The 26388-nt window shown below is 35.9% G+C and carries 30 protein-coding genes; 17 read left to right on the forward strand and 13 right to left on the reverse strand.

Annotated features, from left to right (window positions below):
* Window positions 1-70 precede the first annotated feature (70 nt).
* The 9 genes from ACJ5H0_RS07955 to gldB form a co-directional block, all read right to left on the reverse strand.
* Window positions 71-619, reverse strand: a complete 549-nt coding sequence (locus tag ACJ5H0_RS07955; protein WP_273648775.1) for an L-threonylcarbamoyladenylate synthase — start codon at window positions 617-619, stop codon at window positions 71-73.
* Between the two features lie 218 nt (window positions 620-837).
* Window positions 838-1347 (reverse strand): DinB family protein, encoded by a 510-nt coding sequence (locus ACJ5H0_RS07960; RefSeq protein ID WP_172279810.1) that lies wholly within the window; start codon window positions 1345-1347, stop codon window positions 838-840.
* A 176-nt stretch (window positions 1348-1523) separates the two neighbouring features.
* Window positions 1524-1976 (reverse strand): GNAT family N-acetyltransferase, encoded by a 453-nt coding sequence (locus tag ACJ5H0_RS07965; protein WP_172279812.1) that lies wholly within the window; start codon window positions 1974-1976, stop codon window positions 1524-1526.
* 12 nt (window positions 1977-1988) lie between these two features.
* The gene (locus ACJ5H0_RS07970; RefSeq protein WP_411248688.1) at window positions 1989-2468 is read right to left on the reverse strand and encodes a nuclear transport factor 2 family protein; all 480 of its coding nucleotides are present in this window, start codon (window positions 2466-2468) and stop codon (window positions 1989-1991) included.
* A 16-nt stretch (window positions 2469-2484) separates the two neighbouring features.
* On the reverse strand, window positions 2485-3624 hold the full coding sequence (locus ACJ5H0_RS07975) for a cystathionine gamma-synthase (protein WP_411248691.1): 1140 nt from the start codon (window positions 3622-3624) through the stop codon (window positions 2485-2487).
* 93 nt (window positions 3625-3717) lie between these two features.
* Complete coding sequence (gene gldC / locus ACJ5H0_RS07980) at window positions 3718-4044, reverse strand: gliding motility protein GldC (protein ID WP_345992458.1); 327 nt, start codon at window positions 4042-4044, stop codon at window positions 3718-3720.
* 24 nt (window positions 4045-4068) lie between these two features.
* A complete protein-coding gene (locus ACJ5H0_RS07985) occupies window positions 4069-6267 on the reverse strand; it encodes a thioredoxin-like domain-containing protein (protein ID WP_411248695.1) in 2199 nt (732 codons plus the stop codon).
* An 11-nt stretch (window positions 6268-6278) separates the two neighbouring features.
* Window positions 6279-7181 carry an ABC transporter ATP-binding protein gene (locus ACJ5H0_RS07990; protein WP_411248698.1) on the reverse strand — a complete coding sequence of 301 codons (903 nt, stop codon included), beginning with the start codon at window positions 7179-7181 and terminating at the stop codon, window positions 6279-6281.
* Between the two features lie 85 nt (window positions 7182-7266).
* Window positions 7267-8253, reverse strand: a complete 987-nt coding sequence (gldB, locus tag ACJ5H0_RS07995; RefSeq protein WP_411248701.1) for a gliding motility lipoprotein GldB — start codon at window positions 8251-8253, stop codon at window positions 7267-7269.
* Between the two features lie 160 nt (window positions 8254-8413).
* Here gldB and ACJ5H0_RS08000 point away from each other — a divergent pair, with 160 nt between their 5' ends.
* The 6 genes from ACJ5H0_RS08000 (at window position 8414) to ACJ5H0_RS08025 (ending at window position 11741) form a co-directional block, all read left to right on the forward strand.
* Window positions 8414-8947, forward strand: a complete 534-nt coding sequence (locus ACJ5H0_RS08000; protein WP_411248704.1) for a GNAT family N-acetyltransferase — start codon at window positions 8414-8416, stop codon at window positions 8945-8947.
* The gene (locus tag ACJ5H0_RS08005; protein WP_411248707.1) at window positions 8944-9471 is read left to right on the forward strand and encodes a GNAT family N-acetyltransferase; all 528 of its coding nucleotides are present in this window, start codon (window positions 8944-8946) and stop codon (window positions 9469-9471) included. Before ACJ5H0_RS08000 ends, ACJ5H0_RS08005 begins: the two co-directional genes overlap by 4 nt.
* Window positions 9472-9485: 14 nt before the next feature.
* A complete protein-coding gene (gene nadE / locus ACJ5H0_RS08010; RefSeq protein WP_411248710.1) occupies window positions 9486-10277 on the forward strand; it encodes an NAD(+) synthase in 792 nt (263 codons plus the stop codon).
* Between the two features lie 87 nt (window positions 10278-10364).
* Entirely contained in the window at window positions 10365-10835 is a 471-nt protein-coding gene (locus ACJ5H0_RS08015) for a ribonuclease domain-containing protein (protein ID WP_411248713.1), read from the forward strand.
* 64 nt (window positions 10836-10899) lie between these two features.
* Window positions 10900-11436 (forward strand): matrixin family metalloprotease, encoded by a 537-nt coding sequence (locus tag ACJ5H0_RS08020; RefSeq protein WP_411248716.1) that lies wholly within the window; start codon window positions 10900-10902, stop codon window positions 11434-11436.
* Window positions 11433-11741, forward strand: coding sequence for a barstar family protein (locus ACJ5H0_RS08025; RefSeq protein ID WP_172279834.1), 309 nt, complete (start codon window positions 11433-11435; stop codon window positions 11739-11741). The genes ACJ5H0_RS08020 and ACJ5H0_RS08025 overlap by 4 nt, the downstream gene beginning before the upstream one ends.
* Before the next feature lie 87 nt (window positions 11742-11828).
* Here ACJ5H0_RS08025 and ACJ5H0_RS08030 read toward each other — a convergent pair whose 3' ends face one another.
* Window positions 11829-13145, reverse strand: coding sequence for a T9SS type A sorting domain-containing protein (locus ACJ5H0_RS08030; protein WP_411248720.1), 1317 nt, complete (start codon window positions 13143-13145; stop codon window positions 11829-11831).
* Window positions 13146-13294: 149 nt separating this feature from the next.
* On the opposite strand from ACJ5H0_RS08030, the gene ACJ5H0_RS08035 reads away from it, so the two are divergent.
* Window positions 13295-14947 (forward strand): helix-turn-helix domain-containing protein, encoded by a 1653-nt coding sequence (locus ACJ5H0_RS08035; protein ID WP_411248724.1) that lies wholly within the window; start codon window positions 13295-13297, stop codon window positions 14945-14947.
* On the forward strand, window positions 14944-16077 hold the full coding sequence (locus tag ACJ5H0_RS08040) for a tetratricopeptide repeat protein (protein WP_411248726.1): 1134 nt from the start codon (window positions 14944-14946) through the stop codon (window positions 16075-16077). Before ACJ5H0_RS08035 ends, ACJ5H0_RS08040 begins: the two co-directional genes overlap by 4 nt.
* Window positions 16078-16151: 74 nt before the next feature.
* Here ACJ5H0_RS08040 and pafA read toward each other — a convergent pair whose 3' ends face one another.
* Window positions 16152-17798 carry an alkaline phosphatase PafA gene (gene pafA, locus ACJ5H0_RS08045; protein WP_411248729.1) on the reverse strand — a complete coding sequence of 549 codons (1647 nt, stop codon included), beginning with the start codon at window positions 17796-17798 and terminating at the stop codon, window positions 16152-16154.
* A gap of 335 nt (window positions 17799-18133) precedes the next feature.
* Between pafA and ACJ5H0_RS08050 the strand changes: the two genes are divergently transcribed.
* Window positions 18134-18790 (forward strand): hypothetical protein, encoded by a 657-nt coding sequence (locus ACJ5H0_RS08050; RefSeq protein WP_411248731.1) that lies wholly within the window; start codon window positions 18134-18136, stop codon window positions 18788-18790.
* Window positions 18791-18799: 9 nt separating this feature from the next.
* Window positions 18800-19339: a GNAT family N-acetyltransferase gene (locus ACJ5H0_RS08055; protein ID WP_411248733.1), complete on the forward strand. Its 540-nt coding sequence runs from the start codon at window positions 18800-18802 to the stop codon at window positions 19337-19339.
* A 2-nt stretch (window positions 19340-19341) separates the two neighbouring features.
* Here the strand turns inward: ACJ5H0_RS08055 and ACJ5H0_RS08060 are convergent, their stop codons facing one another.
* Window positions 19342-19683 (reverse strand): winged helix-turn-helix transcriptional regulator, encoded by a 342-nt coding sequence (locus tag ACJ5H0_RS08060; RefSeq protein WP_411248736.1) that lies wholly within the window; start codon window positions 19681-19683, stop codon window positions 19342-19344.
* A gap of 118 nt (window positions 19684-19801) precedes the next feature.
* On the opposite strand from ACJ5H0_RS08060, the gene ACJ5H0_RS08065 reads away from it, so the two are divergent.
* The 5 genes from ACJ5H0_RS08065 (at window position 19802) to ACJ5H0_RS08085 (ending at window position 23128) form a co-directional block, all read left to right on the forward strand.
* The gene (locus ACJ5H0_RS08065) at window positions 19802-20176 is read left to right on the forward strand and encodes a DoxX family protein (protein WP_411248739.1); all 375 of its coding nucleotides are present in this window, start codon (window positions 19802-19804) and stop codon (window positions 20174-20176) included.
* A 103-nt stretch (window positions 20177-20279) separates the two neighbouring features.
* A complete protein-coding gene (locus ACJ5H0_RS08070) occupies window positions 20280-20864 on the forward strand; it encodes a TetR/AcrR family transcriptional regulator (RefSeq protein ID WP_411248742.1) in 585 nt (194 codons plus the stop codon).
* Between the two features lie 63 nt (window positions 20865-20927).
* Window positions 20928-21665, forward strand: a complete 738-nt coding sequence (locus tag ACJ5H0_RS08075; RefSeq protein WP_411248744.1) for an SDR family oxidoreductase — start codon at window positions 20928-20930, stop codon at window positions 21663-21665.
* 7 nt (window positions 21666-21672) lie between these two features.
* A complete protein-coding gene (locus tag ACJ5H0_RS08080) occupies window positions 21673-22728 on the forward strand; it encodes an aldo/keto reductase (protein WP_411248747.1) in 1056 nt (351 codons plus the stop codon).
* Window positions 22729-22891: 163 nt separating this feature from the next.
* The gene (locus ACJ5H0_RS08085; protein ID WP_172279854.1) at window positions 22892-23128 is read left to right on the forward strand and encodes a hypothetical protein; all 237 of its coding nucleotides are present in this window, start codon (window positions 22892-22894) and stop codon (window positions 23126-23128) included.
* Between the two features lie 63 nt (window positions 23129-23191).
* On the opposite strand, the gene ACJ5H0_RS08090 is transcribed toward ACJ5H0_RS08085, so the two are convergent.
* Entirely contained in the window at window positions 23192-24205 is a 1014-nt protein-coding gene (locus ACJ5H0_RS08090; protein WP_411248751.1) for a DUF2268 domain-containing putative Zn-dependent protease, read from the reverse strand.
* Between the two features lie 522 nt (window positions 24206-24727).
* On the opposite strand from ACJ5H0_RS08090, the gene ACJ5H0_RS08095 reads away from it, so the two are divergent.
* On the forward strand, window positions 24728-25276 hold the full coding sequence (locus tag ACJ5H0_RS08095) for a hypothetical protein (protein WP_411248754.1): 549 nt from the start codon (window positions 24728-24730) through the stop codon (window positions 25274-25276).
* Between the two features lie 116 nt (window positions 25277-25392).
* Entirely contained in the window at window positions 25393-26301 is a 909-nt protein-coding gene (locus tag ACJ5H0_RS08100; protein WP_411248756.1) for an alpha/beta fold hydrolase, read from the forward strand.
* The last annotated feature ends 87 nt before the right edge of the window (window positions 26302-26388 follow it).

The following is a 26388-nucleotide window of genomic DNA, read 5'->3' on the forward strand; positions in this document are numbered from 1 at the left end:
TAAACAGACTCCACTTCCCACTCTCTTAATGGTTATAATGATTTTGCAAAGATAATTAAAATCTTGTTTTCTACTCCCGAAGTACCTTGATTCTATTATCACTCCATATTTTGATAACTGAAGATCCGGAATACCTGGAAACCTTTTCCCTGTCTTCTTCCACTGCATAATCAACCATGTTAATGATCTCCGGAGAGATATCCGAAAATTTTAACGGACTCTTGTCTCCGCTAAAATTTGCTGAAGTAGAAACCAACGGTTTATTCAGTTTTGTTATGAGTTTTTTACAAAAATCATTTTTCACTAACCGAATTCCAATACTTCCATCTTCTGCCAACAGTTCTTCAGGTAAGCCTCTAGGATTTTCATAAACAATAGTTACCGGTTTTTCACTTAAATCAATAATTTCCCAGGCCATTTCCGGAACATCAACCAAGTCCTGAAGTCTTTTTTCAGATTCCACCAAAATGATCATCGACTTGTTTTTTTCGCGCTTCTTAATCTCAAAGATCTTATTAACAGCCTCTATATTAGTAGCGTCGCAACCAATTCCCCAAATTGTATCTGTAGGATAAAGAATAGTTCCACCGGATTTTAATATATTGATAATGTTTTCCATTTTTAATATTTAGAATTATTAGAAAAATGAAAGAGAAAGAATCTCTTATTATACAATTTTTCAAATTGAATTTACATGTCAAAAATACGGATTTTCCGTTAGGTTTTGGCTGAAGCCATCGGAATAAAAAAAATACATCAATACAATTTTATAACAAGAGCATACAATCAATAAAGGTGGGCTAAAGCCCACCCAAAAAATGATAAAAAAATATCATTCTATTTTTTCAAATTTGGTAAATACCTCTCTTCAATAACATTCAGATGGTGATAATTATGCCCTACAATTAACTTACCTACTGTCTCTGCTGAAATAGAATTTCCGTTAGCGTTTCCTACCGTAGCCAAAGCATCAGGCTGTAAACTTTCAAGGAGGATCTTAGAAGATTTCCTTACCAGCTGATACTCATCCAGTAAAGATTTCAGGCTTCTGTCATTAGCATGAGAATTATTTGCGTATTCATTTTCATCAAAACCTGGTAAATCTTTCTGCTCGCCTCTGGCGATCGCCAAAATCCTGTATTGAAAAACTCTTTCTGTGTCGGAAAGGTGTAATAATAATTCCTTTAAGGTCCATTTTCCTTCTGCGTACGCAAAATGAGATTGCTCTTCAGAAAGGGCGGAGTAAATATTGGTTGTCTTTTCTTCTGATCTTTGTATTTCTTCCTGCCATTTTCCGGAAGGAATAAGATCGAGGTATCTTTGAATGTATTTTTGAAATTCAGTCATGTGTGAGTGATTATGGGTGATTGATGATAATTGATGTGTGATGAGTGATAAATGATGAAATTTAGACCAATGTTTATATGATGTTTATTACATCAAATCTTGATTCCTGGCTCTTGGTTCTTGATTCCTGGCTCTTGGCTCTTGATTTTTGGTTCCCAAATCTTTCCCTCCTCCTTCTATTCTTCCGGATTACTCCATTCATAGAAATTAACAGAATCGTAGAGCTTAAAACCACAAGCCGGATATAATTGATTTCCTATGTCATTGCTTTTTCCTGTTTCCAATAACACTCCGCAGGCATCAGAGGATTTGCAAAGCTCCTTTGCTTCTTCTATCAACTGTTTTGAATAGCCCTTTCCTCGATATTGGTCATTAACATAAAGATCATTGAGCAACCAATAGCGTTTCATTCTGGTTGAGGAAAAAATAGGATATAACTGAACAAAACCAATTAATTTATCTTCTTCCTGAGCAACAAAAATTTCAGAATCCTGATTCAGGATCCTTTCTTTTAAAAAGTTTTCAGCAGCCGGGATATCAGATACCTTATGGTAGAAAATCCTGTATTGATCAAACAATCCGGATAACTCTTCTATATCCGAAATATTTGCTTTTCTTGTATTTTTCATATGATATAATGCTTATCGGTGATCATAGCTCAGCACCCGCTTGAGTTTCCACTGGTTATTGTCGAAGATCCACAAGTGGGTAAATTTTGCTTTTCCGGTCTTATTCCATTTCCCATTGTTGTTTTCGAAAAACTCATGTTCAACTTCCTGTATAAATCCATATAAGGTTTTATTATTATACAGAGGATACACTTTCATACTTCCGGGAACAAGTTCTCTTTTTATTTTACTGGGAACGCTGCAGATGTTATTTTTTACAGAAGCTATAAACGCTTCTTTACCCAGAGTAATACCACCAATATCATGATAGAACTCAAGGTCATTACTTATGATATCATTATAGTGGGAAGGGTTACATTTATTAAATCCTTCTTTGAAAACCAAACTATCCAATTTCATGGCGGTTTGAAAGAGTTCACCAGTAGATTTAACCTGTGCATATAATAGCTGGTTAAAAATACTCAGGATAAAAATAATTGTAATCCTTCTCACTACTATATTATCTCAATTAAGAAAAAGCTCTTTCCAGGTCAGCGATAAGATCTTCAGCATCTTCAATTCCAACGCTTAGACGAACCAAATCATCTGTGATGCCTAATTCAGCTCTTTTTTCAGCAGGAATGGAAGCGTGAGTCATCAATGCCGGGTGATTAGCAAGAGATTCTACTCCACCTAAAGATTCAGCAAGGGTAAAGACTTTTACTCTTTCAAGGAATTTGACGGCATCTTCTTTCTTTCCGGATTTAAAAGTAAATGAAACCATTCCTCCAGCTTCCTTCATTTGGGATTTTGCTAATTCATACTGTGGATGAGATTCCAATCCCGGATAGATTACCTTATCAACTGCAGGGTGGCTTTCAAGATATTTTGCGACTTCCAGTCCGTTATCCGAATGTCTCTGCATTCTTAATGCCAGGGTTTTAATCCCTCTAAGAACCAGATAAGAATCATGTGGTCCTAAGATACCTCCACTTGCAAATTGGATGAAATGTAGTTTCTCTCCCAATTCAGCATCTTTAGCAATAAGAGCTCCTGCAATAACATCAGAATGTCCTCCTAAATATTTTGTTGCGGAGTGCATAACAATGTCAGCTCCCAGATCGATAGGTCTTTGTAAATAAGGCGTTGCAAAAGTATTATCTACGGCTACCAAAATATCTTTTCCTTTAGCGATATCAACAACAGCTTTGATGTCCACTAATTTCATCAGAGGATTCGTAGGTGTTTCTACCCAGATCAGCTTTGTTTTATCTGTAATAAATTCTGAAATTTTAGAAACATCATCAAAATTCACGAAAGTAAATTTCAATTGGTATTTCTCAAAAAGTCTTGTAAACATTCTGTATGTTCCGCCATACAAATCATCAACAGCTATTACCTCATCTCCCGGGTTCAGTAACTTCAAAACACAATCGATCGCTGCAAGACCTGAACCGAAAGCAAGACCTCTTGCTCCATTTTCAATACTTGCCAAAGAATCTTCTAAAGCCTGTCTTGTAGGATTGGCAGCTCTCGAATATTCGTAACCGGAGTGAACACCCGGACTTTTTTGTGCAAAAGTAGAAGTTAAAAATACAGGAACATTTACGGAACCTGTTGCAGATTCATGGTGCTGGCCACCGTGAATAACTTTTGTATTAAAATTCATAATATTTTTTTTTAATCCAACAATCCAATAGTGTAATTATTTAAAAATGCTATTGATGCATTACACTATAAGATTGATATATTAGTAATTGGTTTACATTTTTATCGCAGATTTTACCGCAAATTCCTCTGCCATTTGTTCGATCCACAGCGCCACATCTTCTTCTCCTGTCGCTCTCTGATAGGTATTCCCTAATGAAACTAAAATCTGGTGAATGAACATTTTCATCTGATCCACAGGCATTTCTTTTGTCCAAAGATCAATTCTTAATGCTTCCATTGCTTTTTCATCCCAAACAGAAATCATCGTTGCCTTAGTTTCTTCTTTTTCAATTCCTCCATCCTGAGCATTCCATGTTATGGTTTCCGGAATGTGATTTTCATCTAATTCAACGTCTATCGTTATCTGAGTCTTTCTCATATCAATTTTAAATTTTTCACAAAGTTAATACTTCTTGAGCTTATCTAAAATTTCTACGAAATTATCTTCATCAGGAAAAGGGCTGTTCATGTTAAAAACTTTTCCATCAGGATCTATAATAATAAATCTGGGAATAGTTTGAATTTTATATCTGTTCATAAACTCCTGAGCATCCGCCAGCCAGTATTGAGGTACTTTGGATGGTTTTGTTTTTAGATAATTCAGCCATTTTGATTTATCCTGGTCAAGACTTATTGAAATAAACTGAATATTACTATAGTATTGATATTTAATACTTCTCATGTCAAATATCGGCCGGATCTGTTTACAAGGGCCACACCATGTTGCCCATAAATCAATGATCACATATTTTCCACGATATTGCGAAAGCTGGTGCGACTTCCCTTTGTTATCCAGAAATTTTAAATCTACAAATGCGGCTCCTTTTTGAGAGATGGTCAGCTGTTCATATTTCGATGTTGCCAGCTTTTTATAATCATTATCTCCTAACATCCGGAATTCTCTTTCAAAAAGCTGCTTCCTTAAAGTACTATCCGATTCCAGCTCCATGGTCTTTATAAGATGTTTACTAACCAAACGGTCTTTGTCGATATTATCGGGTAACGCGTTTAATTTCACAAAAAGAATACTGTCAGGATTGGACAACCGGTCCCTGTCGGTGAGCATTTTATCCAATCTGTATTGTAAGTAATCATCATTTTTACTTAACAGAACCGTCGGATTTTTAATTTTAGAATTCAGTTCGTTTAAAAATTCTTTCGGAGCAGCAAATTTAGGGTCATCCCAGGAAGTCATTTTCCGATAGTTATTAATCTCGTTCAAATACTGAATGGCAAGAAGCTGCTTCCTGTAAGATTTATATTCATCAGATAAGGCATTATTTTCAGCATCTGTATAATGTTCCAATCTCTTAATATTTTTATTCCAATCGGATTGCGCTAGCTGATAAAACTCTGAAGGATTATCATTGTATTTCTGTTGCTCCACAGCATATGAGAATTCATATCCGAATCCATCTTCTTCTGTATTATACTGCTGTTCGGCAGACCTGTTGGAGATTAGAAAATATTGAATTTTTAAAGGATTACAACGGATGTCAAAATCAAAACGGTCTCCGCTTCCCATCATGAAATCGATTCTTTTGGTTCCAAATTCAAGACTATATTGATCAAATGGAATCTGTTGACGGGTTTCCCACAGGAATGATCCGTTTTTTACAATGGCACTTCCTACCTGCTTATGAAAATCCTTAGAGAATATTTTTACAGAATCAATCTTCAGATCAGTATATAATGTACCTTTGATAACAACCCCTGCACCTTTACTTTTGTAATCTTTAGGTTGCTGTATAATGAAAAATATTCCTGCTGAAACTATAATAAAAACAGATGAAAGTACTATTTGCTTTTTATGACGTAGAAATGCAGATTTAAATCCTTTTCCTCTGTACCAGAAATAACCTATAATAAAAAATACAATGGCCCAGAATATACTTAGATATTCACTGTAAGTGATAAAATAATTCAGGTTTCTTACATTAGGTGTTTTGGACAGAATATACATAGAGTTGTAGGGGCAAAAAGGAAATGCTGCTCTTTGTACCAAAGAATAGGTATTGACTATAAGCCCTAAAATACCCACCAAAAAAGCCCATATAAAACCTGGAAAAGCTACTGATATGCAGAGCTGAACAGCTGCCACACCCAATACTCCGATGCATAATCTTATGAACATCTTAAGCATCCAGATTGTATCGAAGCTTAACAATTTTGTTGTACTTGGGTGAATATAATAATCCAGAAATGAAAAGATATTACTGAATGTAAAATAAGAAGCAATACATAAAAAACTTAGTAATAACAATACCACATATTTTGCGAGATACAATTGCAGTTTGCTGATGGGCTGAGTTTCCATAAGCTGCCATCCATTATTTTTATGATCTACCTGAGCGATCCTGTTGGCCGCAATAACGATATAAAGCAAAAGAAAAAAGATGGAAAAGGCTTTAAAACTATCCGTTATAGAGCTTTCAAAAACAGAAAGAGGAAGCTCTTCCTCTGTAATAAATCGGGGATTAAAGGTATTGGTCAAAAAAGCAAGAAGAGGAATCAGCATACCAAGTACTATTGCTAAATAAACCAATCCCAAACCTTTTATTTTAAGCCATTCCGTATTGATGAGTGTTGTTAACTTTTTCATTTGTGCTGTTTTTAATTTTTTGTTATTTCCATGAACCAATCTTCCAATCCCGCACTATTTTTGATTTCAAAAATCTCTGCTTCATTTACAACCAGTTTCTTGGTAAGTCTGATGATGTCTTCCCTGGATTGCACGGTAATTTCTAAAGTATGATCATCAATTATCTGAGGGGCATAATATTCAGGAATATGTTGTAAAAATTGAGGTGCATTATTAAGTCCTACCCTCATATGGTTATGGCGGTAATGGGTGTTAAGCTCTTCAACACTTCCGGAAAATTTGATGGCTCCATGCGATATAATAGCAAGGTGGGTGACCATTTTTTCCACTTCCTGCAACAAATGACTTGAAATGAATATCGTAATACCCTGTTCTTTGTTGAGTTTAAGCAATAGTTCTCTGATCTCTAACATCCCGTTAGGATCAAGACCATTCACCGGCTCGTCAAGGATCAGAAGTTCGGGATTTCCAAGAAGTGTCATAGCGATTGCAAGCCTTTGCTTCATCCCTAATGAATATTTCTTCATTTTCATTTTCCTGCTGTCCCAGAGATCTACCAGATTCAAAACTCTTTCACACTCAGAATCAGGGAGGTTTCTTAATTTGGAAAGAATAGTAAGATTATCCCAGCCTGACAAATGATCATAAAAGGCAGGGCTGTCTATAAGGCTTCCGATCCTTTGAAACCCATCAGGATAAAGTTCAGGCAATTTCTGACTAAAAATTTCAATGGTATTGTTTTCATCGGGAATACTGCCCAGCATAAGCTTCATGGTCGTTGATTTACCCGCTCCGTTAGCTCCCAGGAACCCAAAAACACTTCCTTTCGGAACCGAAAGGCTCACATTTTTAAGAATAAGTTTATTTTTTGAAAATCCGTAACTGAGGTCCCGGATTGTAATCAGATTTTCCATACATAGGTATTTTTGATTAGTGTCTAAAAAATAGAAAAGACCTTTTGTTCTTCACAAAAGGTCTTATATAGGTCTTAAAAATAATCTATTTTGTTACAGCAGGCTTATAACCAGATTGGTTAAAAATTTCAGTTGCATCCATTTTAAGAAAATCTGTAAGCTTTACCTCAGGCTTTTCTTTCAGATATTTTTTACAGATCTGCCATCCTGTATAAATACCGATCTGCGGAGACGATTCATTGTCGATATCGGTATAAAATTTAGAAAAAGGTCCCGGAGAGATAAAACGCTCCTCCAGTCTGTGGTCATCCCCAAACAATAAATTATTCTCGACAAAATAATTCCAGATGTTGCCTTCATTGCTTACTGCCCACTCATACTGCTGTTTCGTATAATTCATTTTAAGGTAATCAGGAGTATCCGGAAGAAATGCGTCCTGGAGGATCATTACTTTTCCGTTATATATCAGCTGGTCAATAAACTTCTGATGATCTGTAGAGAAAGGAACAATGTTTTCGGCAAACATCCTTGATACTTTAGGGACAATATTGTTTGGATTCATGGATTTCTGGAAATACAATTCCAGTCCTTTGTAATTTGGGTTTTTGTCCCCCATGAACCCGGTAATATCTATAAACAAAAGGTTTCCTTTTTCATCATAAAAAACCGGATCCTGAATCATCTGCAACGCTGATGAAAAAAGATACACTTTAGGGCTTTTAAATTTCGGGAAATAATGCCTGATATGTGAAAACAGGTCCTGAAGCTCTTTTTGTAGTTTCTTCTGATCAATTTTTGCAACGGCCTCTTTATAAATCTTTATTTCTTCTGCGTCAGCTCTTCTCTTTCCAAAATCTTCATCAGAAACAGTACCCTGAAACCAAGGAAACTCCGATTTAAATTTTTCCAGAGGGATATTCTGGTCGTAGAATTGACTGGAAATATCTGTCATCTCAACTTTTTCGGCAGGTTCCTTTAATTCTACTTTCCATACATTGTCCGGTTCTTTCTTGCAGGAGTACAATCCTAAAACTAATATAGAAGAAAGCGCTATAGTTCTAAAAATCTTCATTATTTTTACAGAAATTTAAGGTTACGAAAATACGGATTTAAACATAATATCATGATGAAAATAAAATAAAACAGCTTGCTTTGCTGCAATGTTTTCCTTTTTTCATGATTTAAAATACCCATTCCATTTCGAAATCTGTTATTGATTAAAAAATAAACATATGCAACTGGAAACTGAAAGACTGATTCTAAGAAAATTCGAAGCTGATGATGCCGAGCGTCTTTTCCTTCTGGATTCCGATCCGGAAGTGGTAAAGTATGTATGTACCCCCCCGGCAAAAGATATCAGTGAATCTGAAAATGTTATTAAAATGATTCAACAGCAATACGAGGATAATGGTGTGGGAAGATTTGCAGTGATTGAAAAGAAGAGCAATCTTTTAATTGGATGGAGCGGTTTAAAATTCATCACTACAGAAATAAATGGCTACAAGAACATTTACGATCTCGGTTATCGTTTTATTCCTGAATTTTGGGGTCAGGGATATGCGATTGAATCTGCAAAAGCTTCTTTGGATTTTGGGTTTTATGATCTTGATCTCCCCGTTATATATGCCTGTGCGCATTCTGAGAATACTGGTTCCAATCATATACTGAGTAAGTTAGGATTTGAAAATAAAGGGGAATTTGAAGAACCGGACGGTATATGCTTTTGGTATGAACTGAAACGTGAAAAATACAATTCAAAAAAATGATTGTAAGACAGGAACTGGAAAAAGATTATCCACAGGTTTTTGAATTGGTGGAACAGGCATTTAAAAATGCGGAACACAGCGACCATCAGGAACAGTTTTTAGTAGAAAAGCTAAGAAGATCGGATGCTTTCATTCCAGAATTATCCCTTGTCGCCGAAATAGAAAACGAAATTGTCGGCCATATACTTTTCACCATACTGTCCGTTAAAAATAATGACAAAGCCTTCAATTCATTGGCTCTGGCTCCTGTTTCCGTGAAACCTCAATATCAGGGACAAGGAATAGGTAGTCAACTGATCAGTTATGGACATAAAATTGCCAGGGAATTGGGTTATGAATCAGTCATTTTAATAGGCCATGAAAAGTATTATCCGAGATTTGGATATAAAAAAACAAGTAATTTTGGAATATCATTTCCTTTTGACCTTCCGGAAGAAAATGGGATGGCTATAGAATTGATACCCGATGCTTTAAAAAATGTAACCGGGATTGTAACATATCCTAAAGAATTTGGAATAGATTAAAAATATCATATATAATGCAGACACAAAAAGTAATTGATCATATTGTAAGCTGGTTAAAAAATTACGCAGAAAAATCAAAAGTAAACGGATATGTGGTTGGAGTATCGGGAGGTGTTGACTCAGGAGTAGTATCAACACTAGCAGCTATGACCGGTCTGAAGACTTTATTAATAGAAATGCCGATCCGTCAGAAAGAAGATCAGGTAAATCGTGCATGGGAGCACATGAATGATCTAAAGTCAAGATTTCCTAATGTAGAAGCCATGTCTGTTAATCTGACTCCTGCTTTTGAAGAACTGTACAAGACTTTCGATGTAAAGGATGACTTGTATCCGAATGAAAAATTAGCTTTTGCCAATACAAGGTCACGTTTGCGTATGCTTACCTTATATTATTATGGACAGCTTAACGGCTTATTGGTTTGTGGAACCGGAAATAAGGTCGAGGATTTCGGAATCGGATTTTACACCAAATATGGAGACGGAGGTGTTGATGTTTCCCCTATTGCAGACCTTTATAAAACAGAAGTTTATACACTTGCAAGAGCCTTGAACCTTGTTAAAAATATCCAGGAAGCTATTCCTACAGATGGACTTTGGGATGTAGACAGGACTGACGAGCAACAAATTGGTGCCACCTATCCGGAACTTGAAAAGATCCAGAAGGAATATGGTTCTAAAACTGCAGAAGATTATGAGGGACGTGATCGCGAGGTATTCTTAATATTTGACAGAATGCATAAAGCAGCCCAGCATAAAATGAATCCTATTCCTGTTTGTGATATTCCTGAAGAATGGAGATCATAAAATAATCAGTATGCTAATATCACCGTCTTGGTAAAATTGGTAGATTGTTTATATTGGTAAAGTATATAATAGAGTATGAATAGTAAAATGAGACCCGTATTTTTTGCCTGCATCGGCCTTCTGTTTGGAATGTCTGTGATGTATATTTTTAATAAGTTTTCTGGTACAGAAAAAGATATTCAGAATCCAAAAGCTGAATACAGCACAACTGCCGGTACAGCAAATCAACAATCTATCGATCAGCTTACCGCAGAAAAAACGGTAATCAGTTATGTAAAGGAACATCATCAGTTACCTGATTATTACATTACAAAAAATGAAGCCAGAAAGCTTGGCTGGAATCCTTCGAAGGGAAATCTTTGCGATGTTCTCCCCGGACGTGCCATAGGAGGAGACCGCTTCGGAAACAGAGAAAGAAGTCTTCCGCAAGGGAATCAATACTATGAAGCTGATGTAAATTACAGTTGTGGAAGTAGAAATGCCGACCGCATTATTTTCACAAAAGATGGGGATGTATATCTTACCAAAAATCATTATAAAAGTTTTGAAAAACAGTAGCTGCTTAATCAGCATACTGATGCTTATTCTATTTTCCTGTTCAGATAAATCGCATAAGCTGACAATGGAAAATAAAGGATTGATAGTATTGGTTCAGCCGTTTAATGATTTAAAACCTGAAAGTGTAAAATTCGTAAGCAATGAGGTCAGGAAAATATATCCGGATATAAAAATTCTGAATGCTATCGATTTACCGGAAGAGGCTTATTATCCGGAGAGAAAACGCTACAAGGCTGATTCTGTTATCCGATTTTTAAATAACAGAACCGACAGAGGTTATGTCACAATCGGCTTAACATCAAAAGATATAAGCACCACTAAGGGTAAAATAAAAGACTTTGGTATAATGGGACTCGGTTATAGACCCGGAAAAGCATGCGTAGCATCAAATTTCAGATTAAATAAAGCAAAAGCTGATGAACAGCTTTTTAAAATTGCCATTCATGAACTTGGTCACACACAGGGATTGGAGCATTGCCCTGAAAAAACATGTTTTATGAGGAGCGCAGAAGGTAAAAATCCCACAGATGAAGAGGTGGATTTTTGCAAAAAATGCAAAGCCTTTTTAATAAATAAAAATTGGAAATTCAATTCAATATGAAAACAGTATATATAGATTTTACAGATATAGGAGATTATGAAGATTTCTATAGCCAGTTGAAAGAGAAAATCAGTCTTCCGGAACATTTTGGGGACAATCTTGATGCCCTTTATGATGTTATTACGGGTGACCTGGAAATGCCTCTGCATCTTGAGTTTGTTAATTTAACGGTAGATCAGCTGGAATTATTTGAGGACCTGCTCACCACCCTGGAGGATGCAGAAGAAGAGCTTGAGGGTTTTACTTTCAGCTATTACCTGGAGCAGTATGAAGATGATGACGAAGAGGCTCCCGAAGAAGACTAAACTTAAATCCCATCAAAAAAATAAAACTCGCAGATGTATCTGCGAGTTTTTTTTGGCCTGAGTCAAATAAAAGTGTCCAATTTTTATCTACTGTTTAATGAATTTTAGACTTTGTAAAATTTCCCCCTTCACAAAAATCTGCAGTATGTAATTCCCTGTCGACAATGAGGAAACATTAATCTGATTTCCTGCAGAATCTGAGGTCATTACTTTCTGACCGACCATATTATAAATTTCAGCTTTTTCTATTTTTTCAATTCCTTTCACGTAGAGGATATCTTTTACCGGATTGGGATAGACAGATATTCCCTGACCTTTTTTGATTGCTTCGTGGGTAGATAAGAATTCAGAAAGGTCCAGATAGAATGCTACAATCTGATTGGAAGAATTGGTCCCAACACCCGCTATTTTTTTCCCATCATGGGAAATAGCCAACGGCAGGGACATCGTTATTCCCTGAGTATTGATCCCCAGGCTTGTCGCATAATCATTTAAATTGATTCTCCCCACGGCAGCAGTCCATATAAAGCCTTCTCCAGACATCGGAGGTGCTGCAAAAGGCCTGAAATAACCTATTACCGTTCCGCCATCAGCAGAAATTCCGGTTGCACCGCCTCTGAAGAAGGCTGAGGAATTAGGATGTGTAATGTAAGTAAGTCCTGAAGTACTGTTCCATACATAAGGATTGGGCATACCTGCCCCAATTATTGTGTTTCCGTCGGCAGAAACGGCTCCTGCTTCGCCAACATTATTTCCGTTACTGTCTGTAATATAGCTTTCTGTTCCATTCACCCATTTAGCACCACTTCTGGTCCCGTTATCTTCATCCTGCCAGCCCACCACTACCGTCCCATCAGCATTTACGGCATTAGCCCTCGAACTTCTTCCCGAAACCATGCTTCCCAGGTCTATCATTCCGTTTTGTGCAGTCCATTTTACCGCATGAGCATTGGCAGCAGTTAACCATCCTAATCCTACAATGATACTTCCGTCATACGACAATCCCCAGGTAGAACTTACAGAACCGTCCCATCCTGTAGGAACAAGTCCTCCCAGGGAAGTCCATGTCGAATTAGCGATATCATAAACTGATATCTCATTAAATCCCGTACCCGTATTGGTCATTGTAGAGGCAATTTTTGTCCCGTCATTAGAAATTACAGCCCTCCCTGCACCAGGATAGCCATTAGAGGTTGCTCCGATCTGAGACAACCCGTTAACAGCGTCCCATTTAAAAATCTGACCACCACTACTCTGCATGCTTACAACCCCGTTATCAGATACTGCACCGGGTGAGTAATTGGCTGTCGCCATCACCGTCACCTGAGCATTCATGACCGAAAACAGGTTGAATAAAAAGTAAGCGTATACCGTTTTTGTTAAAATCTTGTAAAAGTTTTCCATATTTATTTGGTTTTAATATTTTGAATTGGCGGAAACAATATTAATATTATATTTACCATTTAAAAAGAATTTGGCTTACATAATTCGTGAAATCCAAAAACATTTAAAATTTAAATAATTAAAAATCACCATATTATAAAAATTCAACTTTGAGGACAGATTGTAAGACGATTGAAAAAAGAAAAGCAAAAAACGAATTATTTTTATCTTGTAGTGTCATAAAATGTGCGATTTTACTCCTGACTTTTTTATCCTCCGTTTTTTACCATGCCCAATCCGGCCCCGATTTTTCCATTTTAGCAGATAAAGCATTTCAGAAGCTTTACCAGAATCCGGATAACTGTATCAGTTATACCCAAAGCTTATTGATAAGCGACCAGAATACAGAGCATAAAATGATTCTGCAAAATATAATCTCACAGGCTTACGCCATGAAAGGGGATTATGTACAATCCGTTACAACATCAGCACAGCAAAATGATTCCGAAAGAAAAAACCTTTCTTATTTTATGCAGCTGTTCAGCGATTATAATCTCGCGGATCAATATCAGAATTTAGATTTGTATAACCAGTCCGGAGAGATCATTTCCCGTCTTTTATCAGATTCTAAACTATTAAAAAATGACAGCCCGAAGTCTAAAATTACCGTTGCCAAACTGTATCAACTGCAAGCCATCAATTCTGCCATTATAAGAAATTTTGATACCGCTTTTGCGAATCTTAGCAAAAGTGATCAGTATATTGATCTTCATAATGAGGAAAACCGCATGATCAGCATAGAAAATAAAATCTTCCGTGCCTCCTATCTGCTTCGGCAAAACAAGTATATTGATGCTAAAAAAATATTAGATCTTGTTATTTCTGATATTGAGAGAAGCCCCGACCAACCTTTTCTCTCTGCTTTAGCCAATGAAAATTTATCCCGTTATTATTTTCTTAACGGAAATTATAAAACAGCCCTTGCCCATCTTGAAAAAGGACTTTCTGAAATTGAAGATCTTCCTTATAATAATTTGAAACTGAAGATATATGAATCACTGGCAAAAACCAATTTCGCTTTACATAATGATATAAAATACCATCAATACAATAAGCTGTATACCGAATTAAGATCTAAACTTGATTCCAATCAAAAAGAAGGTATACGGTATATCGTTAAATTGGTAGAAACTTACCAGAATAACAACCTTGAATTCCAGAAACAGAATGAGTCCAGGAAATTATGGATTTTAACCTTTATCATTCTTGCAGTTATTACAGCATTGGTTATCTATTTCTTTCTGGAAAAAAACAAAAATAAGGACCTGAAAAAACAGCTGTACTTTTTTGAAAAACAAAAACTGCGGGCACTTTCCGCTCCTCTTAAAACAGATCATGTGGAGACCGGAAAAGAAAACAGAATTGACCTTAACTCTGAAAAAGACACCCATAAAATTTCGAAAGAGAAAGAAAAAGAAATTCTCCAAAAATTGAATGAGTGGGAGCAATCTCACCGGTACCTTAACCGCAATATGTCTCTTTCATCTTTATCCGCACAGATGGGAGTTAACACCAAATATTTATCTGAAGTAATCAATACCAGCAAAGGTAAAAATTTTAATGGGTACATCAACGAGCTCAGAATCAACCATATCGCTCATTTATTAAAGACAGATTCCAGCTTTCTTCACTATAAAGTAAGCTATCTGGCAGAGTTTTCAGGATTTTCGTCGCACAGTGCTTTTACAACAGTATTTAAATCAGTAACGGGAATGTCTCCCAATGTATATATTCAGGAAATCACAAAAAATAAAGCATTATGAGAATAAGATCCCATACCATTTTTATGATCATATTATTAGTTAATTCTTTTTTCGTGTGTGCTCAGAGCATTTCTCATGATTCACTGCTCAAAAAGGCCCGCCTCGATATTTATGATAACCCCGATCACGCTATAGCCATTGGAAAAAATTTATTGAAAAAGGAAAAGGATATTAACAAGTCCATATCTGTTTATCTGTTATTGTCTACCGCAAATATTGCAAAAAGAAACTTTGATGAATCATTTCAATATATTCTGAAAGCAAAAGACCTGGCTCAAAAGACCAACGATCTGAAACTACAAACCAGTGTTTTGGTTTCCGTAGCTATACAATACCAGCAAATGGAACTATTCAGCAAAAGTCTGGAAACCCTTAATGAAGCTGACCGTTATTTAGAGCGCCTTCCAAAAGAATCTCCTGAAAAACTTATTGAAACAGCTAGAAGCTATGCTATCCGGGGCATGATTTATAAAAGCCAGTCCAACTCGGAAATTGCTCTGGAAAAATTCCTGATCTCTATCGGGAATTTTGAAAAAGTAAAAATGAAGAAAACCACCTTTGCCAATATGAGTGTGGTTTATTACAACATAGGATATTGTTATCTTAATCTGAATGAACAGGAAAAAGCCAGGCAGGCATTTATCAGATCTATACAATACGCAGAAAAACTCAATGCCAAAAGTCTCAAAGCATTTGCCCTTAAAGGCTTGGCAGAAATGTACAAGCAAAACCGGGAAAATGAAAAAGCCCTGGGACTTCTTATCCAGGCAGAAAGCCTTTCTCAAAATACAGGAGACCTAATCCTCAATGAGGGAATCTACAAAGAAATGTCAGAAAACTATCTGGCCATGGGAAAGCCTGACCTTTACCAGGTTTACAACAAAAAGTATTTTGAAATGCGATTTAAAAGGGAACAAAGTGAATTAAGCTCCATTAATCATTCCATCAATAACCACAACAGGGAAACACAGAAGAAAGCGAAAGAACTTAGAAATAAATACAACTATCTTAGTATTGGGATTATTTTATCCGGTTCAGCAATTATTGCTATTCTCATTTACTTCATCGTAAGTATTAAGAAACGAAATAATAAATACCATAAAGAAATTCAATTACTGATCAGATCATAATCTGAAAATTTCAGCATGACCAACAAAAAAGCATCCCGAAAGGAATGCTTAATAATGTATACTATGTGGTAAGTTTATTTTCCAATCACTTCCGTAATAGGATTTCCAACCGTACCACTTGGAAACTGAATTTTAAGTAAAGAAGACACTGTAGGAGCAATATCCGTCATAAAATAAGGTTTATTGCTTTCTCCGTGCTGAACTCCCCATCCCATAAATAATAACGGAATGTGAGAATCATATGAATTCCATACACTGTGCGTTGTCCCTGTTTTTGCATAAGACGGAAGCATAGAATCATGAGAGATCAGCTGAATGTCTCCACTTCTCTGCCTGTTGATTCCGTTAATAATTCTCTGCTTAATCGGCTCCGGGATCGAAGATTCCTGTACTTTGGTTACAGAAACAGCATATAAAACGGTAGGATCATTTTCCAATTCTTTAACTGTAAAATTTATCACATCATCTAATTCGATCTTATTATCTTTTAATAATTTTCTATCAAAATAAATCTGATAGTTGTCTACAGCATTAATCAGTTTGTCTACTCCGAATTTCTCTTTTAATTTCTGATTGATATCTTTCTGGCTATTTTCTCCAAAGAAACCTGTAGCAATTTTATGCTCTTGCAGGAAACCTACAGAATGTGCTCCGCCATGGTCTGCAGATAGAAAAACAGTATATTCACCCTTTCCTACCTTAGAATCAAGATAATTAAAGAATTCCGCAAGATCCTGGTCTAATCTTAAATAAACATCTTCTACCTCAATCGAGTTAGGTCCGAACTTATGTCCCGCATAATCCGTTGAAGCAAGATTGATCGCTAAGAAATCTGTAACATTATCATTTCCTAACTTCTCCCCTTCAACTGAAGCTTCAGCTAATTTCAACGTCAAGGTATTACCAAAAGGAGTGTAGCGGATATTGTCTTTTTTATCTTTATAATCTTTTGCGAGATTACTATAAGGGAATGTTGGCGTTTTTGCACTTCCTAAAAGACCTTCCCAAGCAGAGTTATCCGGTGCACTTTCTGTATATTGATTAACAGGCAATAAAGTATTCCATCCGTTAGCAACCAGCTTTTCAGGTAAATTTTGTGAATTGAAAGATTTCACCCACTGTGGCAGATCATTCATATACCAAGTACTGGTAATAAAATTCCCTGTGGAATCATCAAACCAGAACGCTCCGTTTGGAGTATGTCCTGCCGGAAGAATGGAAGCTCTGTCTTTTAAAGATACCCCGATTACCTTTGCCTGGAAATTGGTTGCTAATTTTAGCTCATCCGTCACAGTTGTCGACCAAAGATTTTTCGGCGAGTGGCTTCCTATTTTAGTATTTGTGGTTCCAACAGGCTGTACACTTTCATCGGTAGTACAATAGACATTCTTTCCTGTCTCCTTATCGGTCCAGTCGTTTCCTGCAATTCCATGAATAGCCGGAACAGAGCCTGTATAAATACAAGTATGTCCCAGAGCTGTTATCGTGGGTACATAAGGAATATGAACATTATTTAAAGCATAACCTGTATTCAGCAATCTTTTAAAACCATCATTTCCATACTTATTGTAAAAGCGGTACAGATAATCCCAACGCATCTGATCTACAACTAAGCCTACAACTAATTTGGGTCTTTCTAATTGAGAATTTTTGTTCTTCTGAGCATCAATTGTAACTAAGGACAACATGGTAAGTGCCGCAATTGAAATTTTCCTAAGCATCTGGTAAATTTTTATTGCTAGCAAATTTAAGGGTTTTGAAAGTTTTGTAGTATGAAATTTTGATTAAATTTGGATTTTATATCTTAATTAAAACTGATATACTTAATGAGTCTAAAGATATTCTCCGTATCAGTCTTTTTCTATTGAACGGCTGAATATGCGATATGAAAATAAGATTTAGTATAAAAAAAGTGAAAACGGGTTATTAGATTTTTTCATCCTGAGTTAAGAAAAAAGTAAAAAATAAAAATTACGGAAATGGAATTATCAAAAAATTACAATAATTTTCAAGAGCCGAAATAGACGAATATTAATACTGGCCTAATATCACAAAAATGCATTCACAAGCAATTAATCAAGAAGAAGATAATAACCCTTCATTTGATCCTTCTCTCTGGAACTCTCATTATATCTATGGTTTTATCAATGGTAATCCAATGCAGAAAATTTCAGATAAAGAAGCAGTTTCGGAAATTATAAGAAATACCGTTGGTAATCAAGGTTTCATTGCAATAGATTCTATTTTTCACCCTTATTATCTTGTTAATCAAAATGGAGCAACGGCATGGGACCGTGCCTGGTTTTCGATTTTTCTTAAGGAAAAAAAAGTGATCACAGAAGTTGCCAACAATGAAACTGCAATCGTAGTAGAATCTGATAACCTGGGATTAAAACAATTCAGGGTTTGGCCAAATGATAGCCTGGATCCTAATAAATATCAACAATATCAGAAGTTCGTCCCTTTTATTTTACCTTATCTTACTTATTCAAAGAATGAAGAGACCCCTCCACATTGGACAAAAATGATCGAAGCAGAGATACAGTTGCAAGGGCATGCCGAAACCTATATTGAGAATTTCAATTCAGTATTTTCGCAATTTGTTTCAGGGCATATCATGACTTTGGGATTTGGTCAATTTGACAGGGAAAATCCCGATGATCTCCTTGAAAGATTTACTGATTTTTATGAAAATAATATTGCTAACCGATAGACCTTTCAAATGATAGAAATTAAGAAGTTAGAAAAACTGATATCTGACCCAACAATCAATTGGGGACTTAATGGATATGAGACAGATACGATATTTGTTGTTTCCGCCATTGCGATGGGTAATACTTTTGAATTTTCATTAAGAGAGAAAAAACAGCATTATAAAAAAACCTGGGAAACAGGTCCTGATGAGATTAATGATCTCAATGAGGTTATAAAGCAGGGACACTCTTTCGGGGCCTTTATCAATGGTGAACTTGTAGGCTGGCTTATTGCTGAATTCCGGGAGTGGAATAATAGCTTTTATATTGAAAATATTTTAATCAGTGAAAAATTTAGAGGACAGGATATTGGAAAGCAACTGATTAAAAAGGCAAACAGAGAAGCCCGGGATTTAAATTGCAGAATCGTAGAACTGGAAACCCAAAACACCAACTACCTTGCCATAAAATTTTATCTGCGTGCAGGATTTAGTTTTACTGGGATCAATACAAAACTCTATAATGACTCTACGGAAACAGCAATATACATGAGCTTTGATGTCTTATAGCTCTACCATTCACTTAGAATTCTTGATCGGTGAGAAAGTCCCCAGAAGTGCAGCTCGTCCAAAACTTTTTCAAGGGACATGCCGTGCTCTGTAATGGAATATTCTACTTTAGGCGGAACAGTATCAAAAGCTTTCCTTTTTATCAGTTTATTTACCTCCAGAAGTTTCAACTCTTTGGACAGAATTTTATCTGTAATACCGGTTACTTCTTTAGAAAGTTCGCCAAATCTTTTGGGTTTTTCAGATAAAGAAAATAAAATTAATAATTTCCACTTTCCTTCTACTGCTTCAAGAGCATCCTTAATAGAAAGCATTGTCTTGGGGCATCCTCCTTTTGCCAGCATAACTTATTGATTTCATTATTACTTTCCGGCCGGAAAGTACTATCCAAAGGGAAAGTAACCATGGCCGCATAACAAATGTAAGTAATTTTGAATCATTAAAATCAATAGATCATTAGAAATGAAAACCTCAAAAATTTTAAGCATTACCATTTGGGCTGCAAAAATCTTTTTATCCGTTTCACTACTTTGGGCAGCCTCTATGAAATTATTCCAGCCTGCTGAAACATTAGCTCAAATGTGGCCATGGACTGAACAAAACCGTAGTTTGGTTTTGGTAACAGGAATTATTGATGCGGTGGCTGCGATCGGGATTCTTCTTCCTGATCTGATAACACTCAAATCAAGGCTTACCTTATACACAGCATATGGAGTAATTATATTGATGATTTTCGCAAGTGTATTTCATATTTCACGGGGAGAAGCAGGACAAATTGGTATAAATATATTTTTTCTGCTGGTGGCTCTGTTTATTATCTGGACGAAAAAGAGATGATCTCATTTCTAACTCAATCGACAAAATCAATTAAAGATATTACAAATTCCATTTTGTACCGAACGGTACAATTACATACCTTTGCTCTGTTAAATCATTCATCATGGCAGGAAGACCTAAAATATTCGACGAGCATCAGGCAATTGAAAAGGCTACTGAAGTTTTCAGAGCAAAGGGATACGATGCGTCTTCTGCAGACGAATTGCTTAATGCGATGGGGATAGGAAAAGGAAGTTTTTATCATGCCTTTAAAGGAGGAAAACAGGAGCTTTATGTACGTTCCATTGAACAGTTTTCCGAAGGTTTTCTTAGTAGATTTGAGCAGCAGCTTTCAAGTTCTGATAATGAAATTGAATTGATTAAAACATTTTTTTTACAGCTTTCACAAAAACCTGATTGCGATAGAGAGACAGGTTGCTATCTGGGAAATGCTTTAGTACAGCTATCCGAAAAAGATATTGAAGCCAAGCACATCTCAGGAAGGCTTTTGAAAAAACTTCAGCAGACCTTTAAAAAATCGATCAAAAAAGCTCAGGACACCGGACAAATAAAAAATGCAGAAGATCCCGAAATTCTTGCGTGGCATCTCACCAATTTATGGAATGGACTTCATGTTACAAGACGTATGGAGAATTCATTTAAAACACTTCGCTCAATCATTGAAATGAATTTGAAAGTGCTTGACTAAATTTTTTTGGACAATTTTGTACTGAATAGTACAATATTAAATAAATATTTTAAATCAACAGTTATGAACATTACAAACAACACCATCCTTATCACAGGAGGAGGATCAGGAATCGGCTTAGAAATCGCAAAATTGTTAAATCCGTCCAATAAAATTATTATTGTGGGTAGAAACAAAGAAAAACTGGACAATGCTGCCCAGGGATTGGAAAATGTATTCACTATTCAGGCAGACATCACTGATGAAAATGACATCAATCGTCTGATAGAAGAGATTAAAATCAATTTTGGGACATTGAACATCCTGATTAATAATGCCGGCCATGCATATGCTTATACTTTATCGGACTCTTCTGACACCTATACTAAAGCGATTGCAGAATTTACAACCAATTACTTTGCTCCTATCCGACTTACTGAAAAATTACTCCCTTTACTGAAACAGCAAAACAACGCGGCAATAGTTAACGTATCCTCAATTGTTGCATTTATTCCGGGATCTCATGTGCCCACCTATTCGGATTCCAAGGCAGCTTTACATTCCTATACAAGATTATTGAGATATGAACTGGCAAAAGATACGGGCATTAAGGTTTTTGAGCTTATGCCTCCTTTGGTTGACACAGATTTCTCTGTAGAGATCGGTGGCCGTGAAAACGGCATTCCGGCATCTGTTGTTGCTGAAAATCTTGTAAAAGCCCTTGAGCAAGATACCTTTGAAGTTCGCGTCGGAAATACCGAAATGGTTTACAGCAATTTCTTTGCAGGCTCAGAAGGCGCTTTCGAGGTATTCAATAAATAATCAGATAATGAAATATAAAATTTTTGGAAGTAAAACCGGACTTCGGGTTTCCGAATTAGCTTTGGGAACCGGAACATTCGGCACACGCCGTGGTTATGGTTCTTTACCTGAGGAAGCACAAAAAGTATTTGGCACTTACATTGAAGCAGGAGGAAATTTCATAGATACTGCGGATAGCTATCAATCCGGCGAATCTGAAGAACTACTTGGTACAATGATTGCGGGCAAACGTCAGAATCTGGTTTTATCTACAAAATATACCATGGGTGGAAAGGATTTACTCACTTCCGGAAACAGTCGCAAGAATCTCATTCACTCTGTAGAGGCAAGCCTCAAGCGGCTTAGAACAGATTATATTGATATTTACTGGGCACATCTTTCAGATGGGCAAACTCCCATCGAAGAAATCGTTCGCGGTTTCGATGATCTGGTGAGAGACGGAAAAATAGTATATGCAGGTTTCTCTAACTTCCCTGCATGGCGAATTGCCAATGCCTCTCTCATGGCCGATTTACGGGGATGGTCACCTATCGCAGGAATACAGATTGAATATAATTTAATTGAACGCACACCAGACCGGGATCTTCTGCCTATGGCCGAAGCATTAGGGCTTGGAGTTGCTTTCTGGTCTCCGCTTGCAGGAGGCTTGCTGACAGGAAAATACCGTCATCCCGAGTCTTTAGAAAATTCCCGTAAAAAAGAATGGAATGGTTATCTGGTAAAGGATGAAGCAGGACCTCGTGAAACGGCTATTTTAGATGCTCTTGAAAAAATTGCCTCTGAAAAAGGAGTAAAGGCTAGCCAGATTGCCCTGGCATGGCTTCGTCAAAAGCATCAATACAGCTTATTATCAACAATCACTATTTTGGGAGCCAAAAATACAAATCAGCTTAGTGATAATTTAGAATCTCTGTCTGTAACACTTGGTGATGATGAAATTCAGCTACTGAATAAAATAAGTGCCGTTAACTTGGGTTCGCCCCATGAGGTAATCGCCAACAGTCAGCCCGTATTATTTGGAACCAGCTCCGGTCATGTGATACAAAATCATCCTGTTGCATAAAGATTTTTTATTGCATCGTAAATATATTAATCATGCTGTTCCCAATTTAGGAGCAGCATTTTTTTATAAAAAAATCAGTTTTCCAACACAAATTAATAACTCACAAATAAGTGCCTTGATAATTTTAGTATATTAGTAATCAATAAATTAAAATACTATTACTATGAAAAATTCAAAGAAATTATCAAGAAGAGATCTGGTATTGATCAGCGGCGGTGATACAGCATATGCATTTTGCCTCGATGGCGTTTGTCCTCCGGCGGGTCCTGGTTATGATACTTACTGTAGTGGTGATGTATGTTATAAAACTCCCAAAACAGGTGGGGGCCCAATAGGTGGATGTCATGAACCCAAACGTTTCTGCCAGGAATGGGAAACAGGATGTGGATGCGTCTACTAATGATATGAAAAAAGAGTGGTTACCCACTCTTTTTTATTGAAATCATTTCAACAAAAGAAATGTTTACAATGTAGCTATATAATTTTCGTAGCCACTTTTGCCAAGCACCTCTTTAGGGGTCAGTTTGTATATATCCTTCCACGATTCAGGTCCATGTTTTTCTACATATTTTTCTACAATCCTGAAGCCAAGCCAGTAATTTAAAGTTGTGGGAGCTTGGGGGAAAAGTTTTTTCCGATCATTTCTTAACAATGGATTATCTCCGGAGGTATCCTCAAAATAAGGTTTTACATTGGTGAAGATTTCCTTTTCATGATTCAGATACCATGTCCAGTTTTCCTGGGACATATTTTCTACTGCATTATGCTTCTCCATTTTCCCTTCGAAAAATACCCAGGTAAAATAACAGGCAAAACCCTCATCAATAGTCTGGCTTAATGCTGAATTTTTATCCTTATCCTGATTTCTGAACTTTTCATATACCAAATGATTGAGTTCATGAGGTAACCCTTTCTCGAGTACAAATTCAGGATCAATATTTTTATTATTAAGTTCAAGAGCAAATTGCCCGGCATTACAACCTCCAAAACCAATTCCTGTTAATGGGCTGAAAAGTATACTAATAGTTGCTTTAGGCTGGTATGGAACCATTCTGCCAAATTTCTTCAAATTAGTAGTCAGCACACGGTTGATATTCACCTTTAGCAATTCTTTGGTTTTACGGTCAAACTCAGCTTTATGTTTGGGATAAAGAGTTTTATTCCATTCAACCATTCCTTCCGGAGTATTGTATAAAGAAGCATTTTTTTCACCAAAAATCATAGCATAGCAACTATCCCAAAGCTTTTTATGAGGATGATACACCTTTTGAACAATCATTTTTTCATCAAAAGAATTATTTTGATGCGCCAGTATCTGATATTTGAAAAGGTTTTTAATGACAATATCGTTCACTTTAATACTGTCTGCCACTTTCTCAACATCTTTTTCGAAAGAATTCTCCGGGCTAAGCTTTTGGTTGGTAGAACAAAAATACACTGTAATAACACTGAATATCAATAATGTAGTTCTTTTCATCTCGTGGTTTTAGGTTTATCTTGGTATCTATTTTTTTTACTTTAGCGCGGTAATTTTGATGCTTTTATTTCACTTATCTGAACTTTCATTTTTGGTCATTTTTTTGAAGTAATTCCAATCACCCCATTTGGATATGATTTCCCGAGTTCTATTTTTTGTCCGTGCGAAAATGCATATACGATGAATAAGAGAAAAAATAATCTTTGCTTCATATTGAATTAAGGTGTCTATCATAATAGACAGTTCAAAAATAAATTTTATTACAAGTGAAATAAGTATTTACAATATTTTTTAATAATATTTTAATTATAAGTTCAGAAATATAGAATATAATTTTTCACTACTTTCAATTTTACATAAAGAAAATTTGCTTCTTTTATTTTTATAAACACACCCACTTTTTCGGCTACAGAAAAGTAGCTTCAGTCTTTTAGCTGAAATCTATTTATTATTCAGATTTGTTTATTTTAAGAGAGAGGTTTTATTAAATTTGCGTTCTTAAAAACTACGATCTGATTTAAAATGAGTGTCAATAAAAATGTCTTAGAAAAAATGTCAAGCCAGGAGCTTGAAAAATATATAAAACCAGATACTAAGGTTGTGCCTCAAGCTATTCTGTATGCTTTTGATATATTGGAATCCAGAGGGAAAGAATTCAGTTCTGAAGAAATTGAACGAAAGAATTCTTTGATGACAACAGAAAAAGAAAAAGCAGAGGTCATTCCCCACTCTAACCATATGAAAGCAGCTAACTTAATTTATCTTTCAGCTGCGTTAGGTGTCGGTAATATGATCTGGACCTATGAATCTCTTAGTTCAGGTTCTGCAATATTTACAGCTGTAGTAACAATTACAATCATTTTTGGAATTGGATATTTAGCAGGAAAAGGTACAGAATGGATAAAATATGTCCTTTTGGTTCTTTTAATTTTAGGAATTCTTGCAATCCCAATTGTAATAATGAATTTTTTAGCAGATCCTGTTCTTGGAATTATAAATGTTGTTCAAACTATCCTGCAAATATGGGCTGTTGTTTTGTTATTTAAGGTACCGAAAACCGTAGAAATATAATCCTATAAGATTTTGGATTATTTTAAAAGTACAGAGACCTATCTTCTATCTCTTAAGATAAAAGAGGTGTAATAAATACCTGGTATAAAATGTTATATTCGTATAAAATTGAATACATGAAATTTATTTTCTTTACTCTGCTATTATTCATTAATACTATATCAGCTCAATCCAAATCTGAGGATTTTTTTCAGACAAGTGATCATGTACAGATCCATTACAAAGTTTCAGGAAAAGGAGAAGCCTGTATTTATATTCCAGGTGGTCCCGGGCAAGGATATCCTTCCTTTGAATTGATGGGCGGAAATCAGCTTGAGAAAAATCTTACTATGGTCTATATGGATCAGAGAGGATCTGGAACATCCGGGAAGTCGAATGATTATTATTTGAATAAAATGGTACAGGATATTGAAGAATTAAGACAGCATCTAAAATTAAACAAGGTTTTCTTAATGGCTCATTCTTTTGGAGGAATTATTGCCGTAAGCTATGCTAAAAAATATCCTCAAAACGTAAAAGGCATTATTTTAGCCAATGTGACTTTACATTTCTTAAATAATGAATCTGTCAAAGAACAGATTGAATATGCCAATGAGCTTCTCCATTTGAAAAACCAAAAGATTGCAAAAGACAGTCTTTCTTCTGAACTTTCCAAATTAAGCAAGGCTTTAAGATCCAAAAGAATGGGATTCAGATTCCTTACGGATGATATTGAAACGATCAAAGAAATGGATAAGGTTGATTCATTACATCCAAGAATCATTGACTTTGGGATGGCAGTGATTACAAAGCCTAAAGAATTTCCCGAATACTATGCAGATTATGCCCCGATTACAAAAGACATCAAAGTTCCAACATTGATCATTACTGGGAAAAAGGATAAGGCTGTAGGTACAAAACACTATCAATCCTTTAAGTTCCCTGATAAAGAAATTGTTTCCATTGATGGCGGACACCTGCTGTATTATGAAAAAAATCCTGAATTCATTAAAGCGGTCTGGAATTTTGTAGGAAGGAAAAAATAATAAATCTGCAAATTGTCAATAAAAATAATTCAAACATAGCTGCTATTGGTATTGTATTAGCTGCCTTAATCATACACCATAAATATT

It is taken from the genome of Chryseobacterium proteolyticum (assembly GCF_046591535.1).
In the GTDB taxonomy this organism is placed as follows: domain Bacteria; phylum Bacteroidota; class Bacteroidia; order Flavobacteriales; family Weeksellaceae; genus Chryseobacterium; species Chryseobacterium proteolyticum.